14 protein-coding genes and 1 pseudogene are annotated in these 18,516 nt (G+C 36.1%); 12 read left to right on the plus strand and 3 right to left on the minus strand.

Features of this window, described 5'->3' with window-relative positions:
• Nucleotides 1-296 precede the first annotated feature (296 nt).
• From D5R40_RS22150 to D5R40_RS22160, 3 genes are all read right to left on the minus strand, one after another.
• Nucleotides 297-2,204 (minus strand): GTPase family protein, encoded by a 1,908-nt coding sequence (locus D5R40_RS22150; RefSeq protein WP_124146453.1) that lies wholly within the window; start codon nt 2,202-2,204, stop codon nt 297-299.
• 668 nt (nt 2,205-2,872) lie between these two features.
• Nucleotides 2,873-3,763, minus strand: a complete 891-nt coding sequence (locus tag D5R40_RS22155) for an alpha/beta fold hydrolase (RefSeq protein WP_124146452.1) — start codon at nt 3,761-3,763, stop codon at nt 2,873-2,875.
• A gap of 239 nt (nt 3,764-4,002) precedes the next feature.
• The gene (locus tag D5R40_RS22160) at nt 4,003-4,500 is read right to left on the minus strand and encodes a helix-turn-helix domain-containing protein (RefSeq protein WP_124146451.1); all 498 of its coding nucleotides are present in this window, start codon (nt 4,498-4,500) and stop codon (nt 4,003-4,005) included.
• A gap of 902 nt (nt 4,501-5,402) precedes the next feature.
• On the opposite strand from D5R40_RS22160, the gene D5R40_RS22165 reads away from it, so the two are divergent.
• From D5R40_RS22165 to fni, 12 genes and pseudogenes are all read left to right on the plus strand, one after another.
• Nucleotides 5,403-6,077, plus strand: coding sequence for a hypothetical protein (locus D5R40_RS22165; RefSeq protein ID WP_124146450.1), 675 nt, complete (start codon nt 5,403-5,405; stop codon nt 6,075-6,077).
• Nucleotides 6,074-7,009, plus strand: coding sequence for a DUF1822 family protein (locus tag D5R40_RS22170; RefSeq protein ID WP_124146449.1), 936 nt, complete (start codon nt 6,074-6,076; stop codon nt 7,007-7,009). The genes D5R40_RS22165 and D5R40_RS22170 overlap by 4 nt, the downstream gene beginning before the upstream one ends.
• A gap of 713 nt (nt 7,010-7,722) precedes the next feature.
• Nucleotides 7,723-8,301 carry a hypothetical protein gene (locus D5R40_RS22175; RefSeq protein WP_124155228.1) on the plus strand — a complete coding sequence of 193 codons (579 nt, stop codon included), beginning with the start codon at nt 7,723-7,725 and terminating at the stop codon, nt 8,299-8,301.
• Between the two features lie 27 nt (nt 8,302-8,328).
• Nucleotides 8,329-8,772: pseudogene (locus D5R40_RS41365) on the plus strand (CHAT domain-containing protein); the annotation flags it as partial.
• Complete coding sequence (locus tag D5R40_RS22180) at nt 8,752-10,296, plus strand: ABC transporter substrate-binding protein (protein WP_282433657.1); 1,545 nt, start codon at nt 8,752-8,754, stop codon at nt 10,294-10,296. The pseudogene D5R40_RS41365 and the gene D5R40_RS22180, both read left to right, overlap by 21 nt.
• Before the next feature lie 436 nt (nt 10,297-10,732).
• Entirely contained in the window at nt 10,733-11,098 is a 366-nt protein-coding gene (locus D5R40_RS22185) for a hypothetical protein (RefSeq protein ID WP_124146447.1), read from the plus strand.
• A gap of 391 nt (nt 11,099-11,489) precedes the next feature.
• Nucleotides 11,490-11,687, plus strand: coding sequence for a cyclic di-GMP-binding domain-containing protein, MshE-related (locus D5R40_RS22190; protein WP_124146446.1), 198 nt, complete (start codon nt 11,490-11,492; stop codon nt 11,685-11,687).
• An 880-nt stretch (nt 11,688-12,567) separates the two neighbouring features.
• Nucleotides 12,568-12,726, plus strand: a complete 159-nt coding sequence (locus D5R40_RS35845) for a hypothetical protein (protein ID WP_161564650.1) — start codon at nt 12,568-12,570, stop codon at nt 12,724-12,726.
• Between the two features lie 730 nt (nt 12,727-13,456).
• Nucleotides 13,457-14,032 carry a hypothetical protein gene (locus D5R40_RS22195; RefSeq protein WP_124155230.1) on the plus strand — a complete coding sequence of 192 codons (576 nt, stop codon included), beginning with the start codon at nt 13,457-13,459 and terminating at the stop codon, nt 14,030-14,032.
• A gap of 136 nt (nt 14,033-14,168) precedes the next feature.
• Nucleotides 14,169-15,833 carry a DUF1517 domain-containing protein gene (locus D5R40_RS22200; protein WP_124155231.1) on the plus strand — a complete coding sequence of 555 codons (1,665 nt, stop codon included), beginning with the start codon at nt 14,169-14,171 and terminating at the stop codon, nt 15,831-15,833.
• A gap of 149 nt (nt 15,834-15,982) precedes the next feature.
• The gene (locus D5R40_RS22205; protein ID WP_124147785.1) at nt 15,983-17,026 is read left to right on the plus strand and encodes an alpha/beta hydrolase; all 1,044 of its coding nucleotides are present in this window, start codon (nt 15,983-15,985) and stop codon (nt 17,024-17,026) included.
• Between the two features lie 263 nt (nt 17,027-17,289).
• Nucleotides 17,290-18,327 carry a type 2 isopentenyl-diphosphate Delta-isomerase gene (fni, locus tag D5R40_RS22210; protein WP_124147784.1) on the plus strand — a complete coding sequence of 346 codons (1,038 nt, stop codon included), beginning with the start codon at nt 17,290-17,292 and terminating at the stop codon, nt 18,325-18,327.
• Nucleotides 18,328-18,516: the final 189 nt, after the last annotated feature.

The raw sequence follows: 18,516 nt of genomic DNA on the forward strand, positions 1-18,516 counted from the left end.
ATCCCTTAATTTATCAGGTTTAATTTTTTTATACCGATGCTACCGGATTTGATATTAGTGATTCAACTTTACATCAGTAAAATTTAAGTTGCAAGTGTTTTAGGCCAACTTCATTAAATCTTCATAAATAAAGACTGATCTTTACTAAATCTTCAAGATACAAATTTCATAATTCTGTGGCGAATAAAGGCGACCGCTGTAATTAAATAACAGTTATAAAGACCTAAGCAAAATCAAGTAATTAATTTGATTCGCTAAAATTTTTACAACAATTGAATTAATTATCGCTATAATTTTTACCTTTGCTGAACATAACTATCAAACCTTTCCCGTAACTGTTCAACTGTCAAATTCTGCATCCAATATTCTACCAAAGCGTGACCAAATGCCCAAGCATTCCGGTCTGGTGAAGAAGGATTTTCTAATAACAAAGGCCAAAGTGCCAGTAAGTCAAAACTACCTAAATTTGCATCCCCACTAAAGAGGGAAAATAAATCGTAAGCCATTTGTAACTTACCAATAACCACAGGCAACTCTTCCACCGGAATTTTTTCTGCCAACAAATAAGCTAAAGTTGGCGAACCAGTTGTCAGAGTAGAAACAAACTGCAACACTGGACTCTTTAACAAAGCAGTTAACCCCTGAGTAGTCGCCATTTGAAAAGTGTAACGATCGATAATTTTAGCTGCTGCAACAGTACGAACCTCGCGATCGCGCAAAAACCGAGCCAGACGTATTTGTTTAGCAGGACCAATAGCTTCTAGCAAAGACATAGAAATAGCATCAACATTCCAAGCACCTCTGTTACTTTGAATATCCCCCGTAACCACAGGCAAAACTTGATTACAAAAATCCCCAAATATTTCTGCGCGATATTGAGTCGCCTCCCGAATAGACTTTTCCTTCGCACCTTTACCCCAAACCCAATCATAAGGAGGTTGCCATTCTCGGATAGGTCGCAAACGGTCAACTTGGGTAACAATCACAATAGCAGGCAAATCTGCAATTTCTATTTTTATGTCTTGGAGAAAGTCTACATCCATTTGTAGCGCCGGGTCGAGAGCAGGAGTAACCAGCAACAATAAATCAGCAGTTTCAGCATAGTCGAGTACAAGTTCCCGCAAGTCTGGGCGGTTTGCTTGTTCGTAACCTGGTGTATCCCACAAATTGAGAGTCTCTCCAGTTTGCTGCCATTGATAATTTTGAATTTTATCGGTACTCGGTAATACATCAACTTCAGCACAGTCAGCTTGAAACAGAGTATTAATCAAACTACTCTTTCCCGCTCCAGTGCGCCCCACCAACAAAATATTAACAGGTTTTTGCTCTACAGTTTCAGCGGGTTGAGCTTGTTCGAGAATTTGTTCGAGAGTTTTAGTTTCTGCCTTCGGGAGACTAGGACTGGGAATAACAGACTCAGAAAATTCTAGGTTTTTGCCTCCGTAGAGAGCGATCGCCTGCTGGCAAAGATTTCGCAATGCCACTTCCCGTAATATCTGACTGAAATTCATCAATAACTGTTGGTTTGCCTGGTCACTGTAACGCCGACTTGCTAGTTTAGCTGCTGCTGTTACTGGGTTAAAAAACCATTGTGCTAAACCCCAAGCTTGGAAAAGTTTCCGTGCTGAAGGTTCTAATTTGCGATAAATTTCATATCCCTGATACGCTTGACCGACAGTTATTTGATTCAAGGTTGGAGATAATTTTTGCATCCATCGATTCATATCATCAACTGTACCTCGAATTAGACCGTAAGCTTGGGGAATGTAGATATTGAGCAGAGGATATTTGCCCTCCGGATGGTAAGTATTAGCAACAGCAACTATTACTGCTTGACAACGTTGCCAAAATGTTTGCCAGTCTTCCCACAGAGGAAGGTCGTTGCGTGATGATTTCAGAATTTCTTGCAGAGCAGTTTCTACCTGGAGAGTTGCATCACTTTTTGTGGGTAGGGTTGTCGTGTCATCAGTAAATTCTATTTGTTTGTTAACTTTTGCCATTACCTCTTTCATTTGTGCAACTGCCGGTCGCGTCCATTTGACCAGTAACCAACGCCATCCCACAAAGAGGAGGATAAATACGCCCCATATCCAGTTTATTCCCCACTGGTTGATTTGCATTCCGGCAGATATCATCAGGAAAGCTACAACACTAACAAGGGGAAAAGCTAAAATTACTAATTGCCACAGTTTTAATCGTATCATTATATGTTATTTATTTGAGTTTATATATTCAAAAGTTTACCTTGAGTTTTTCCCTGTGGCAGTTTTATATAGAAATTCCCATGCTGGAGAGGTACAAAATTTTTGGTTCTAGGGAACAGGGAACAGGGAATAGAAGACAAAATTAAAAGAAGATAGCTTGGCATTGGCAAATCTCAGAATAGCTGTGGAATTAGACAAAAGTCTTACAGCGATTTTCATTTGGGTAAACTACAGTAGGGGCGATTCGCGTTTGCGGAGCATTCCGTAGGAAATCGCCCCTACTGTAGTTTACCCAAATGAAAACCGCTGTAACTCTAGCTGAGGGTATTCCTATTAGACAAAAGTCTTACAGCGATTTTCATTTGGGTAAACTACAGTAGGGGCGATTCGCGTTTGCGGAGCATTCCGTAGGAAATCGCCCCTACACGATTTTTGCCTGTGAAGATGTGGTTCATCAATTTGAAAAGCGCTGTAAGGATTCGGCTAAGGAAGACTCTGATTTTAGTCATCTCTATTCAGATGAGCGATTTCAAGCCATTACTGCAACTGAACAGACTCAAGAATCAGTTCAATAATTGTTTTCTGAGTACCTGTACTGGGTGTGGTATTTAGATATAGCGCTATACAAATATGCTCAAGATGTTCTTCTGTTCCCTACTCCCTACTCCCTACTCCCTACTCCCTACTCCCTCAATAAAAAAATCAAGTAATGCCTGAGTTGTTTCCTCTGGAGCTTCCTCTGGCAAAAAGTGACCACATGGAAAAGCTTGACCGCGCACATCTATTGCTCTTTCTCGCCAAGTTTCCAGCACATCATAACATTTTTCCATCACCCCGCGCTTTCCCCACAACACAAGTAACGGACATTCTATTCTACTGTTAATATCTTCTGCATCATGTTCCAAATCAATACTAGCTGCGGCACGATAGTCTTCACAAGTTCCATGAATACTGGCAGGGTCGCTAAAACAACGAATGTATTCTGCTATAGCATTCTCGGTAAAAGCAGCTTGGTCATAACTCCACTGTTTTAGTTTGCTGACAAGATAAAATGCTGGGTCAGAACCGATCAGGCGTTCGGGAATATTGTAGGGTTCGAGCAGAAAAAACCAGTGAGAATAAGCAGTCGCCAGTTGTTGGTTGACAGTTTGAAAAATTTTCCTGGTTGGTACAATATCGAGAACTGCTGCTTTTTCCACACAGTGGGGGTGGTCGAGTAAAAGGCGATGGAGAACTCTACCTCCACGGTCGTGACCTGCTGCCAAGAATTTGGAGTAACCTAGAGCTGCCATAACTTCTACTTGGTCTTGGGCAGTCACTCGTTTGGAATAGGTGAGATGTTGAGGATCGGAGGGTGGTTTGTCACTCTCGCCATAACCGCGTAAGTCTGTGCAGATGACGGTGAAGTGTTGGGCAAGAGCGGGAGCGACTTTGTGCCACATAATATGAGTTTGAGGATAGCCATGTAATAGTAGTAGGGGATAACCTTTTCCACCTTTGACTAAATTAATGGTGGCATTGGAAGTGGGGATTTTGTGGTAGGTAAATTGTTCAAACATGAAAATTTATTTGAGTTATAGCGTTTCACGGAATTCAAAAGTCAAAAGTCATGCATTCAAAAGTTAGATTTTATCAGTTCAAAACTTTGATGCTACCGAAATTATTTAACATTTAAAGGAGAAAAGCGGTCGAGGGATGGTGAGGTCTTCTCGCCATATCAATGAGACCAAGAGAAAAGAAAAAATTTTCCTTAAGCGGTCAATCCTATCCGTTTTCAAGCAAAGGTAATAATTAATAATTAATAATTAATTGTTGAATCCCTTTCTATAGATTTTTGGAAACTTTCATCTACATCAGAGAATACTCTATGAGTAATTTGTACTTCTGGGTGAATTTCAATCCATAAATTTGTTTCCTCAGTATGATGAGAATTATGTTGAGAGGGTTGATAGATAATTTTGCAAGGTCCGAGAATATCAGCTTCATGGCATAAATGATGGCGATCGCCCTGCTGAATATTAATTGCTGGTAAACAAGTGCCGTTTTGATGATTAGCATTGATAACGGTAGGCAATATCTGAATAACTGTTTTGCTTGTACGTTGTCCTTTATTCCAAGTACCATCAGGACCACGCCTACCTGGAATAATTTCTGGTATCCCTTGACTATTAAGAGGAATTAGCCAAGATCGTCCTTTTTTATTAGCTCCCTTAATCCGACCTTCTTTCAGTAATACCCGCACCCTAGCAGTTGAGATCTTTAGGAGAAAAGCTGCTTCTGTTGTACCTACTACCATCTGAAAAAACCATTACGAAACACTTATATGATCAGTATAACGTATAGTAGGCAACAGGGAATAGGGAATAGGGAATAGAAGACAAATTTAGTAAGATAATTAATAAAGCTTTTATCGTCAACTAAAAGCAATAGCTGATAGCTGACGGCTTAATGCTTACCATTTCCCTTTTTTTCAAAATTTACAACATTTACAACTGATAACTGAAATAACCCCTTCTTTCTTATACCAATTCATTTTAAAGATGTCACAAATAGTTTTGCTCCTTTAAATGTTAAATAACTTCCGTAAATTACTGTAGCATCAAAGTTTTGAACCGATAAAATCTAACTTTTAACTTTTGACTTTTGACTTATAACTTATTTTCTTCTTTCTTATACCAATTAATTTTAAAGATGTCACAAATAGTTTTGCTCCTTTTAAATGTTAAATAACTTCCTTCAAGAATTGATAATGGATAATTGATAATTACCTCTCTCTCCCTAAAAGGAAGAGGATTGAATCAAAGGAAAATTTTTTCTTGTTTCTTCTTAAAAGGAGAGGATTTTTACCTTAATTATTCGGTAAATTACTGTAGCATCAAAGTTTTGCGCCGATAAAATTTAACTTTTGACTTTTGACTTTTGACTTTTGACTTTTGAGTTACTTCCCTCTTCCTTCTTCAATAATTTTTGAACAAATTGCATAAAAATCTTATCTAGGACAGATATATATATGGCAGTCGAAGGAAAGGTGTTTGACATATCAAAAGCTCAAAACTCAGATAACACAAGCTTTTTCCTTCTTCCTTCTTCTTTCTTCCTTCTTCCTTCTGCTATATATGGGGTCTAAGCCAAAATAGTTAGAACTTTGATAAGCTCGACTCATAATCTTCAACTTTATGTGATAGGAGAGCGATCGCTGTGGAGGACCAATTACAAAATCTAATTACCCAAATAAAGCAATATCAAAATCCGAGTCTAGAACGCCAGAAAGCTATTAATCGTCTATTGATATTAATTCAACAACTCCCTGGACTATATAGTTCGTCCCACCAGGATTATCTGGAGGCTTTTAATCGGACATTAGAATGGGTCTGCAAAAATATTCAAAATTTTGAATCTCGGCCTCCTTCCTGGGAAAGAAGTTTTGTTGTTTGGATTAATGGCTATTTGAAATGGCGTATCCAAGACTTATATACCCCAGATAATAGATATGAAAGTTTGGATAAACTTATTAGTAGTGAAGGAGAAAATTCAACAACTTTAGGAGAAATTTTACCAGCTAATAGTCTAAGTTTACTAGAACAGAAAATTGCTGAATTGCAAAAAGCAAAACGTCAAAGAAAAGGTGAGTATTTGAGGCAATATATTGAGACCGATCCAGAAGAAAAGCTCAGGTCATCTCATCCGAAAAAACATCCTGAATGTAATTGTCAAGTATTAGCAATTCAGTTGAATTTTACAGAACCACCAAAAAAAATAGCCGATATTTCCAGAAGTATAAATATCAGTAACCAAACTGTTTATTCCCACTGGAAGCGCAGATGTATTCCATTATTAAGAGAAATCGCTAATCAATTTGGAGAAGAATTATGAGTATGACTTTTTCACAAGCATTAAAAGTTTTTGTGACTGCAGAAGCTCATCGTTATGCAGAGCAATTTGCAGCAGAACAAGCAACTCCTGAAAAAGGAAAACAAGTTTACCTAAATACTCTTGCTGTTGTGGCAGTTCAAAGTTATTTAAAGTGTTTAGGTATTCAGACCGCGATTCATCAAGGTGATTGTTGGCATCCTGGTTCAAGAGCAATATTTAATGTGGCTGATTTAGTTTTACCAAATATTGGCAAAGTGGAATGTCGTCCGGTATTTCCTGGTGAAAAAGAATTATTTTTGCCTCCAGAAGTTATTGACAACCGCATGGGTTATATAGCGGTTCAATTTGAGGAGGATTTAAACCAAGTACAAATATTAGGATTTGTTTCTGTGAGAAATATTGATGGGTTTCAAGATTCTATTCCCCTCACACAAATAGAATCTTTGGATGCTTTAATTGACGAAATTGATTGGTGTCAAAAATGGGTTAATTTAGGTCGGTGGTTTGAAGGTTTTTTTCCGGCAGAATGGCAAAGTTTACAGTCACTATCTACATCTACAAGAAGTTTAAGAGTTTCAAGGGATAGTATTTCTCAATCTCCAACGGATGATTTAAGTATTAGTTGTGGGAAAATTATTAATTGGGGTAGTGGAGTAAATGAACAAGCTACAGAATTAGCGGTAAAACTAACGGATAAGTTTGAGGAGGAAATAGATATTTGTGTGCGACTTTCTACTACGAATAAAATTCCATTTTTACCTGCTGGTTTACGAGTGCAAATATTGGATGAATCTGGTAATTCTTGCATGGAAACTGAAGCTAGGGAAGCAGATGATTGGATACAATTAGAGTTTGGTTGTAAACCTCAAGAACAATTTACTGTAGAAATGAGTTTAAATGAGCAAATAATTAGGGAAAATTTTGTAGTTTAAGGGTAATTATTTCGTGCGGAATGCTGCGCAAACAGCTATTAGCTATCAGCTCTCAAATCTCATAATAAGATTTTAATTAATATAGACTTTCAAAGCAGTTTTGATAGTAAAATTTAATTCTGACTCAATTAGTAAAGCTTTTATCTAATATCATGTTCCCCCTCCGGGGGAAGCTACGCTAACGGTTGAATACTTATAAATAACTGTTGTGAGTCATCAGGAGTCAGGAGGGAAGAAAGGAGGAATGCTTATGAAATATGTTCATTAATGGATAATGGATAATGAATAATTGATAATTACCTCTGGTTAAAACCGTTGCGGAATTGAATATAAGGAAATATTATTTCTTTTTTCCCCTTAAAAGGGGAGGCTTTAAACCAGAATTATTAATTATTAATTATTAATAATTAATAATTCTGGTTAAAACCGCTCTTGATTGAATATAAGGAAATATTATTTCTTTTTTCCCCTTAAAAGGGGAGGCTTTAAACCAGAATTATTTAATTATTAATTATTAATTATTCGGTAAAATAGTATGGATAATTTCAGTATTTATTTGGTACTGTCAGCCCTTAAATTTTATTTATAACTGACCCGTCCGTTAGCGTATCTCCCCCGGAGGGGAAACATGATATAAAACTAAAAAAAAAGTAATAGCTGATGGCTGATAGCTGATGGCTGAATGCTTAAATTTAAGATGACCGGAGATAAATATGGAAGCTATTAAAATTATTAAGATTAAACTTATAGATAGTGGTGAAAATGGGTTTCATGTGATTTTAAATTCAATCGGTGCTAATTTTGAGCCTATTGATGGTTTTTTACCATGTCTACCTGCGGAATTAGAAAAATCGTTTAATCAATGGCAGTCAGCTTATTCTCAGTTAGAAGATGTAAGAAAAGTAGCAACTCGGATTAGTCCACAATCAGTAGTTAATTATTCTAGTAATGAGGAAAAAGAACAAGTTAAAATAAGTCTTAATCAATGGTTAGATAGTGGTGAGAGTAGTTGGCAACCTGTACGGGATGAATTAATTTCTGTGTTAAGTTCTCTAGGAAATTCTGATTCAGAAATTCGTCTATTTTTGGATATTCAAAATCCTAATTTATGTCGCATTCCTTGGCAAGAATGGAATTTATTTCAATCTCGTTTTCCTCAAACAGAAATTGCTATCCGAGTTAGAGGTCAAGGAAGATTTAGACGGCCTCGTAAATCTTCAAAAGTAAGAATTATTGCCATAGTTGGTAAGAGTGATGGTATTAATACACAGTTGGATTTAGAAGTAATTTAAAAGTTAAAAGAAAAGGGTGCAGAGGTAAGATTTTTAAATCAACCAACACAGGAGATTTTATCTGATACTTTGCGGGAGGAACCTGGTTATCATATATTGATTTTTGCCGGGCATAGTTGTAGTAAAGAAGATGGTTCAATTGGTTGGATTTATTTGAACGAACGGGATAAATTAAGTATTAAAGAATTTAAAAATTCTTTGAGATATGCAATAGATAATGGGTTGCAGTTGGCAATATTTAATTCCTGTGATGGTTTGGGTTTAGCAAATCAGTTAGCGAAGCTTGGTTTATCACGAATTATTGTTATGCGAGAACCTGTTCCTGACCTGGTGGCAGTTAAATTTTTAGAGTATTTTTTTGCAGAATTTGCGAATAATCAATCTCTGTTTAAATCTATGAGAATAGCTCGAGAAAGATTAGAACATTTTGAGTCTGAATATCCAGGGGCAATGTGGTTACCCACTCTTTGTATTCAAGAAACAGCTTTGTCTCATCCTTTGAGTTGGCAGCAGTTAATTTCTTCCAATTTATGGCAGAAAGTTATCAATAAATTTAAGCTGCCTTTAGGACTAACGACAGGAATTTTATTGGTAATTTTGGGGATAAATTTAGTTAAAAATCAATTCACTGAAACTAAGGTTATCGGGATACAACCAGCAATTTTACAAAATATTAGTCAGGGGGAAAAGTTGTTAATTTCTTCCGAGAAAAATCCGGCAAAAGAAGAAGGAATTGAAAAATTTTATAATGGTAACTTTGCTCAGGCGATCGCTCAATTTCGCCAGTCTCTCCAAGTCAAGAAAAATGACCCGGAAACTTTGATTTATTTGAATAATGCAATTGCTCAACAAAAATCTGATACTAATATTGGGCAAAAGATAGAAATAGCAGTTAGCGTTCCTATTAGTCAGGAATCAGATATTTCCCAGGAAATTTTGCGAGGAGTTGCTCAAGCTCAAAGCGAATTTAATTGTGGTTTACCGGAAATTTCTCTGGCTATTAAAGATACTGAAAATCAACTAAATTGCTCTGGTAGTTTCAATGGTAAATTTTTAAAAGTTACTATTGCTGATGATGAATATCTGCCAGAAACTGCCGAAAAAATTGCTCAAACCTTAGTAGCAAAGGAAGAAATTATTGCCGTTATTGGTCACTCTTCTAGTGATATGACTTTACAAGCAGGAGAGATTTATAACAAAGCAGAATTAGTAGTAATTTCTCCTACTAGCACTTCTATTCTTTTGAAAAATTTCGGTAAATTTGTCTTGAGAGTTGCACCAAACGATCATCTAGCAGCTCAAACTCTATGGAATTATTTGGAACGACAAAATTGGGCAGATAAAAAAATAGCAGTTGCCTATATACCTGGTAATATTTATAGTCAGTCTTTAACTAAAGAATTTAATAAATTACTGCCAGAAAAATTCGTATATAAGTGCAATATTTCGTCCGGGAATTTTAGTGCCAGTGACTGTGTAGAAGAAGCACAAAATCGAGGAGCAGAAATAATGTTTTTAGTTCCAGCTACAGACAGAACTTTGAGTAATGTTATCGGCATCATTAATAATGCTAAAGGATTGAAATTATTGGGTGGAGATTCTATTTATAATCCCAGGGTATTAAAAGATGCAGGTCAACAAGCAGACCGAGCAAATTTAACTCTTGCTATTCCTTGGCATCGTCACCCTAACTCCCAATTTAGTCAAACAGCTCAAAAGTTTTGGAATGCGGAAATTAATTGGCGTACTGCTAAATCTTATGATGCGACTAAAACTATTATTAAAGCTGTAGATGAAATGATGGGTAATTATTCTCGTAAACAGTTACAAAGAATCTTATCTAATCCCAATTTTTCCCTAGAAGGAGTAACAGGAAAAATTAGATTTAGCGAGTCAGGCGATCGCCAGTTTATCGAGAAAGATAAACCAGTATTAGTTCAGGTAAAACCTAATGTTAAATCTGGAAAATATGAATTTGTAATTCTGGAGCAATAAATTACTATTTTAATTTATTTACTTAGGATAAAATGGGTGTATCTTGTATATGTAAAAATACTTTTTTCCTATATATTCCCTGTTGCCTTCCGGAGCTGTTGTCTGTTGCCTAAAGTGGAGATAAGGAGTAACAGGAAAAATTAGATTTAGCGAGTCAGGCGATCGCCAGTTTATCGAGAAAGATAAACCAGTATTAGTTCAGGTAAAACCTAATGTTAAATCTGGAAAATATGAATTTGTAATTCTGGAGCAATAAATTACTATTTTAATTTATTTACTTAGGATAAAATGGGTGTATCTTGTATATGTAAAAATACTTTTTCCCTATATATTCCCTGTTGCCTGTTGCTTAAAAGCGATAAATTTTTGGCTTTATTCAAAATTGAGATGCACCCAAAATTTTGGCTTTATTCAAAATTGATATTTACCCGATAAAATGACTCAACAAAATATTTGGTATAAATTTATTCAGCGAGCAAAACTACCCTTAGAATTGACAGGATTATCCATTGCAGCTATTCTACTGCTCAAAGATGTAGACCAATTAATTAAAACCATAATTCCAGAGATTCCAAAAATTAATAGTAGCATTGGCGAAAAAACCATGTTTCCTTCTGGGAAAATATCCTCAGAAAAAAAATTAGGAATGGAAGACTTCAACAACAAAAGATTTAGTAGTTCTATTGCCCAAATCAAAGAATTAATTCTAGAAAGTCGCACAGATAGCGATGGAGATAAATCCTATAGATTAGAGTTAGTATACCAGCAGAAAATCGAAATCATCAGTTGGAAATCACTTTAATAAGAGATTCTGAAATTGAAAAAGTTAAAAAATTAGCTAATGTTGTGGCTGATTTTCTCGAGATACCCTATCAAGAACTGTCAAATAAGTGATCATTTTTTTTGAATGCTTTGGGTGAGTTTAGTAGAATGGAAATGTCTATACATCTAAAATGTTGAGTTTTGTAAACGATACTAGTAATATCTGTAAAATTGCCATGTTTTGTTGATGAATAATATAGTCAGGTGCTTTAATTTCTTACGATTTATTCCTAGCTAGATCGAATTTTGCATAAATTTCCAGAAATTAGCTGATTACTAAGTATAAAGATAAATAGACACTTAATATATGACGTCAATTATGAGGGTGCCTATAGAAAATTACATCAATCTCAAATAGGTGAAATATGATCATGAAAATAGGCGAAATTCTCATCCGCAGACAATTAATTTCTGAAGATCAATTAAATCAAGTAATAGATATTCAGAGTTCATGTGATCAAAAAATTGGTGAGCTTTTATTATTTCAAGGTTGGATTCGAGAAGATGACTTAGAATCAGCTTTAAGAGAACAATATTGGCGAGAAAATGGTTATTGGATCATTGATTAAGTATAGAAGAAGGAAGAAAGCATTTAGTTCTCTAAAAATCCAGCGTTTTCTGAATTTTAAACTTTTGATATGTCCGTCCCCTTTCCTTCAACTGTGATATACATAGGACTTACGCACCTGCAACGTATTTCCGTCCGAATCGACCGACAACGACGAAGCAATCTCAAATCCTAATTTTTCCTACCTTATGCGTAATATCAAGTCCGGTTAAATACTTGTCATTGCGACTGTAGAGGAGTAATCGCCAAGATTACGGAGATTGCTTTCCGTTTCGGAATGCTCCGCAAACATTCCGAAGAATGAGGCATTATTATCTGTGGAGGATTTGCAAAGATAACTATTAGAAGTTAAGAGTAAGCAAAGGTCAAATTCTGATATTACTCAACAGCACTTAGAACAATTAGCTGCGAGTTTAGAACGAAATATTCAGTTAGCAAAAGCTGGAAAAGATACTCGACAAGCAAAAATTCTTAGTCTGTATACAATGGTTCAAGATTCGGCAGGATTATTGTAAGAACTAGAGAATAAATTGCGGAATGCTAATTTGAATGAGTTGGCATAAATTCAATAATTATACAGTTTAATTGACGAGTTAAATAGCTATCAAAATAATATGAAAATATTTGTTTGATAAGAAGGAAGAAAGAAGAAGGAATAAGGAAGAAGGAAAAGTATTACATTGCCTAAGTTTTAGAGCTTCTATATCTGCCCTGACCTTTGCTTCTACTGCTGTACTTAGTTACTAATCTTTCACAGTTGAAAAAATGCTACCACATGAATACTCTAAGTAGATTTATTTAATTGTATTTCTGAAAATAATTAAGTTTGCATAAATCATTAAATTCTTTCTGATATATTTATAAGTACCAGAAAGAAAATTATGGACAATAAACTTGATTCTCTTTTGTTGGTAGTACTTTTCATAACAACTATGACTTTTTTACGAGAGGATAAAAGACTAATAAATCAGTTAAATGATAGTTTTTCTGAAGCTGAAATAGCTATTATTCAACAACAAAAAAATCATCAAGAGAACTAACAACCACCTGTTCCAGATAAAAATGCTGGCAGTCGTTAAAATTAATCTCATAATATTGGTGGTTTATTCTCATCTGCATATCTTAAATATCACTGAGAAATACATTATATTAACACGGCTAAAAGATGTTAATTTCAGGCGGATTTGATATAACTTTACGATCGCTAATCAAGTGAACCTGATATTGGTGGTTTATTCTCATCTGCATATCTTAAATATCACTGAGAAATACATTATATTAACACGGCTAAAAGATGTTAATTTCAGATCGTTTTGAACTGAATATTATAAATTTAGCAGCAAAAACAAGTTGTTATTTGACATAGAGTAATGATGAATCAAATTACAAGGGAATGTTTTTCCCACTATTCTCTCTCTTGGTCAGCATTCCCTCTCTTGGTCAGCATTCCGCAAGCGAGCTGGCGTCGTCGCGGGGTCTGACCGCTTGCATCTGTCGCCAACGCGGGGTGGCACCGCTATTTCCTGCTATGTATTTAAACAACTTAGTCCATTTCGTAAATTTCAGTATATTTAACTAGCTATCAGCTTTTTAAGCTTGGATTAAAATCCCCTTCTAAACTTTAGAAAAATAATCTTGCTGAGTGCTGAGTGCTGAGTGCTAACCGCTTTTTTAATGTAGAATATTTTTTTTCAATAGCCTAAAATAGAATTACAGACAAAAAAATAAATCTCATATAAATATACATTGCGTTAAGGATACTTAGGGAAAATGTTTTTTCTAGGAATTGGATTCTTAATTCTAGGTCTAATATTAGCAATAGTAAGCGGAATATGGGGCTTAGTTCAAGCTTTTAGTGAAGGCACATTATGGGGTGTTGCTTATTTATTTATTCCTTTTGCTTTTGTCATTTTTCATCTAACAAATTGGAGTCAGAGAAAAATCAGAAAAAATTTTATCTTGATGATAATTGGTTTGATTTTGTCTCTTGTAGGGAGTGGAGCATTAGGAAATCATATAACTAATAATTTTGTGGTTAATTCTGCTAATATTCCCGAAAATCCAACTATTACTACTAACTCCGAAAATACTTCAACAAAGATAGAAACAACCGAAGTTATTTCAGACCCATTTATAGAGGGAATAAATCTAGCAACAAAAGCAGCCGAACTTGATCAAATAGCTAATACTCAAACACAGTGGAATGAAGTAGCGATAACTTGGCATCAAGCTTTAGTTTTAATGAAAGAAGTTCCTGAATCTCACACTAAATATGAGGTAGCCCAAAACAGAATTGATTTATATCTAAATAATCGAGAAATTGCTAAGAAAAAGGCTAGCTATTAACGAAGTCAGAAGTCAAAACTCAGAAGTTAGAAGTTATTTTTGGAGGGTTGTTCAAAATCCCCATTATAAAAATATTTCACCTTCAAAGGAAGAATTTTAGACTCAATTACTTTGATAAATTAGGAAAAATCAGGAAATGCGTAAATCTAAATTAATCTTAGCAACAATTGTCTCATTATTTTTGGTTAATGAAGTTAGTATTAATCCCCATAGTAATGACATCAGCGAATTAATTAATACAGATACCTCCATTGCTTACGCAGGAAGAAGAGGAGGAAGTTCGAGTAGAAGTAGTTCTGGAAGTTCAAGTAGAAGTAGTTCTGGAAGTTCGAGTAGAAGTAGAAGTAGTTCCCCCAGTCGCAGTAAACCTGTCCGTTCCCAGTCTCAACCTCGTAACTCAAAACCCAAACCTACCATAAATAATATAGTTAAACCGACCAATAACAATCGCCCCACAACAAAACCAGTCCCCACTTCCGGTAGTAATTCTCAGCGCAGTGGTTCATTTTCTCAACCTAGCAACAATACCAAACCAAACAATAATACTCGCCCCACAACAAAACCAGTTCCCACTTCCGGTAGTAACTCTCAGCGCAGTGGTTCATTTTCTCAACCTAGCAACAATACCAAACCAAACAATAATACTCGCCCCACAACAAAACCAGTTCCCACTTCCGGTAGTAACTCTCAGCGCAGTGGTTCATTTTCTCAACCTAGCAACAATACCAAACCAAACAATAATACTCGCCCCACTACCAATAACACCAACACTGGTGGACGGACTCGCAGTGGATCGTTTGCTCCAACTACAAAAAAACGTTACTCTGTGGAACCTGCTACCGGACGACGTTATTATACCCGTCCAGGAACTCAAGAACGTTATTATCAGGAAGCAGGTACAGGGAGATTTTATTATGTACAACCAGCAACCCAACGACGTTACTACATGAATATTGATAATGGGCAACGTTATTTTATTGATAGCAGCACTAGACGATATTATTACGAGCAACCTGGTACAAATCGATTTTATTATGTGCATCCAACTACTAGAGTCCGTTACTATTACCAACCTACTGTCCACGAACGAGTTGTTTACAGCTACTACGATGGACCCGCAACAGTTTTACCAATGTTTCTCACTATACTTTTAATTGGAATTTTGCTGGTATGTATTTTTTATGTTTTAATTATGGCGATCGCTCCTGCTTTTGACGGTCGTCGAGAAGTATTGGTAGCTGAGGAAGATGAATATATAGAAGTTATTGAGGAGTCACCAGGATATGTGGAAGTTATTGAGGAAACATTGCCAGTTGCAACTATACCAGAAGATTTGGTTAATGATATTGTAACTGTGAGTAAGTTACAGGTAACAATGGTTGCACCAGCAAATAATATTCAATCTAACTTAGCAAAAATGAGTGAGGAGATCGATATTGATACCCCAGAAGGTAGAGTAGAGTTATTATTGATGTCGGCGATCGTCCTGCTGCAAACGAAGGAATATTGGACTGATGTTGTTGCTAGTTCGGAAACCGTGGAGAGTAGACAGGAAGCTGAAAGAATTTTTGAGCAGTTATCTTTTGCTGAGAGGTGTAAGTTTGAGGTTAATACTGTTGATGATAATGTGCAACTAGATCGTCATATTATTGTGACTTTGTTGTTGGGAACGGAGGATGATTATCCTTTATTTGCTGAAGTTAATAATAGAGAAAGTTTCAAGCAAACTTTGAAAGAGTTAGGCAAAGTTACCCCTGATTATTTATTAGTATTTGAGTTACTTTGGACTCCAACAGCTTAACGAAGTCAGAAGTTAGAAGTTGTTTTTTAAACGGGGATTTGATATTATTCTGGTTTTTTGACAAACTCTAGACAGATTGCTATGTTAGAGAAAATACTCTTTAATTTAAGGTGTATTTTTATATTATTTCTCGTGAGAAAATACAACAGATGGCTATTGTTTTTGGGAGGTTGACTCATCGCCTCAGATTTTTGTTACTGTTGCTGACATTATTAATTACAAGTTGTCAGCAAAAACCGATGGAAGTTAAGGTTTTACAAAATCTTGTTTATGGAAATTATAATTATCAAAATCAGGAAAAAGCACTACTTTTAGATTTATATTTACCAGAAACAAAACCAGAGAAACCTTTACCTCTGTTAATCTACATTCATGGTGGTGGTTGGTTACAAGGAACTAAAGAATATTGCCCTGGAAAAATTGTGGTACAGAGAAATTATGCCATGGCTTGTATTAGCTATAGATTTAGTAATGAAGCACTATTTCCTGCCCAAATTCAGGATGTTAAAACAGCAGTTCGTTGGCTGCGAAAAAATGCAGATAAGTACGATCTAGACCCTAAAAATGTTGGTGCTTGGGGACCTTCTTCTGGGGGACATTTAAGTGCTTTATTAGGAACATCAGCAGGAGTAAAAGAATTGGAAGGAACAAATAATCCAGAAATATCTAGTGCCGTACAAGCAGTTTGTGCATGGTATCCACTTACAGACTTTACGAAAGTACCTCCCGCTTTTGAAGAATCTATTACTCCTGCTGTTGAGGAAAAGTATAAAGATAAAGAATGGTATATTTATACTTTAGTAACTCATAAGTTATTAGGAGGACCTGTCTCGCAAAAATTAGAATTAGCAGCATTTACTAACCCCATTAATTATATTGATGCTCAAGATCCACCTTTTCTAATTATGCACGGAGAAAAAGATAATGTTGTACCAATGAGTCAAAGTGTTTTATTAGCAGATGCTCTATCAGAAAAAGGCGTAGAAGTTCAGTTAGAAAAAAAACCTGATTGGGGACATTATCATGGTAGAGGTGAAGCTTTTGACCCCGCTTTAATAGATATGGCAATGGATTTTTTTGATAAACATTTGGGCGTTGGTAAATTAGGGTATGATATTAATCTTAATTACTTAGGAGTCAGGAGTCAGGAGTCAGGAGTCAGGAGAGAAGAAAGAAGAAGAAATAAGGAATAGAAGGAGAAAGTTTTTTGTTTCCTGGCGCACAACGCACGTTAACGCGGAGTGCGGAACGGTGTTCTATCCCGCTCTTATCCGGACATGATATCATACATGTTTTCACTAATGCCAACATTTGAAATAACACATAATATCATCTTCGGATAATCAGTTATAAAAAACTTCTGGCCTTGAACCAATATTCCCTACTGCCTACTGCCTACTGCCTACTGCCTTCCTTCCTCCAAAGTGTAAGTATTCAACCGAACATGATATAACTGATGAATTCAAACTCCCAAACTCAAAACCGCAAAGCAGACCATCTCAGAATTTGTCTGGAATCAGATGTCCAATTTCATAACATTACTAATGGTTTAGACCGCTACCGTTTTACCCATTGTTGTTTACCAGAACTAAATCGCAACGAAATAACTACAAACACTACTTTTCTGGGAAAACAATTAGGTGCGCCATTGTTGATATCTTCGATGACAGGTGGCACTGAACAAGCAAAAATGATTAATTATCGGTTAGCCAAAGTTGCTCAAAAATATAAAATAGCAATGGGAGTGGGTTCACAACGAGTGGCGGTGGAAAATTCTCAAGTGGCCGATACTTTTGCTGTGCGATCGCTCGCTCCGGATATTCTCCTATTTGCTAATCTAGGGGCAGTTCAACTAAATTATGATTATGGCATAGAGCAGTGCCAACAAGCGATCGACATCTTAGAAGCAGATGCTCTGATTCTTCATCTTAATCCTTTGCAAGAGTGTATTCAAACTGAAGGCGATACAAATTTCCGTGGATTATTTGACAAAATATCAAAATTATGCTACTCATTGCCAGTACCAGTCATTGCCAAAGAGGTAGGTAATGGCATTTCCGGAACAATGGCTCAAAAATTAATAGATGCTGGAGTAGCAGCAATTGACGTAGCTGGGGCAGGAGGAACTTCTTGGGCAAAAATTGAAGGGGAACGAGCAACAGATATACGTCAGCGCAGGTTAGGAGAAACTTTTGGCAACTGGGGTATACCAACAGCAAAATGTATTACTGACATCCGCGCCTTCAACTCAGACATTCCGCTCATTGCTTCTGGAGGTTTGCGCAATGGGGTAGATGTGGCAAAAGCGATCGCTCTCGGTGCAGACCTCAGTGGGCTAGCTTGGCCATTCCTTCAAGCTGCGGCTGAATCAGAAGAATCTCTCAATATATTAGTAGATATTTTAATAGCAGAAATTACAACAGTCCTCTTTTGCACGGGTAATGCTAATTTATCTGAACTGAAAAAATCTGGCAGTCTAGAAAAGAGGGAGTAGGGAGTAGGGAGTAGTAGTCCAGTAGGGTGCGTTAATCAAATGTAACGCACCATCTAGATTTTAATTTTCGGTGTGTTTCGCTGATGATTTCATATAGAATCCGGTTATACAGTATATGTTTATAATCAGGACTTACGCAGAGACTCTACATATAGCGAGGGCGCCATTCGGAGCTTTGCGTTAGCAAAT

The organism is Okeania hirsuta (assembly GCF_003838195.1).
GTDB lineage: Bacteria > Cyanobacteriota > Cyanobacteriia > Cyanobacteriales > Microcoleaceae > Okeania > Okeania hirsuta.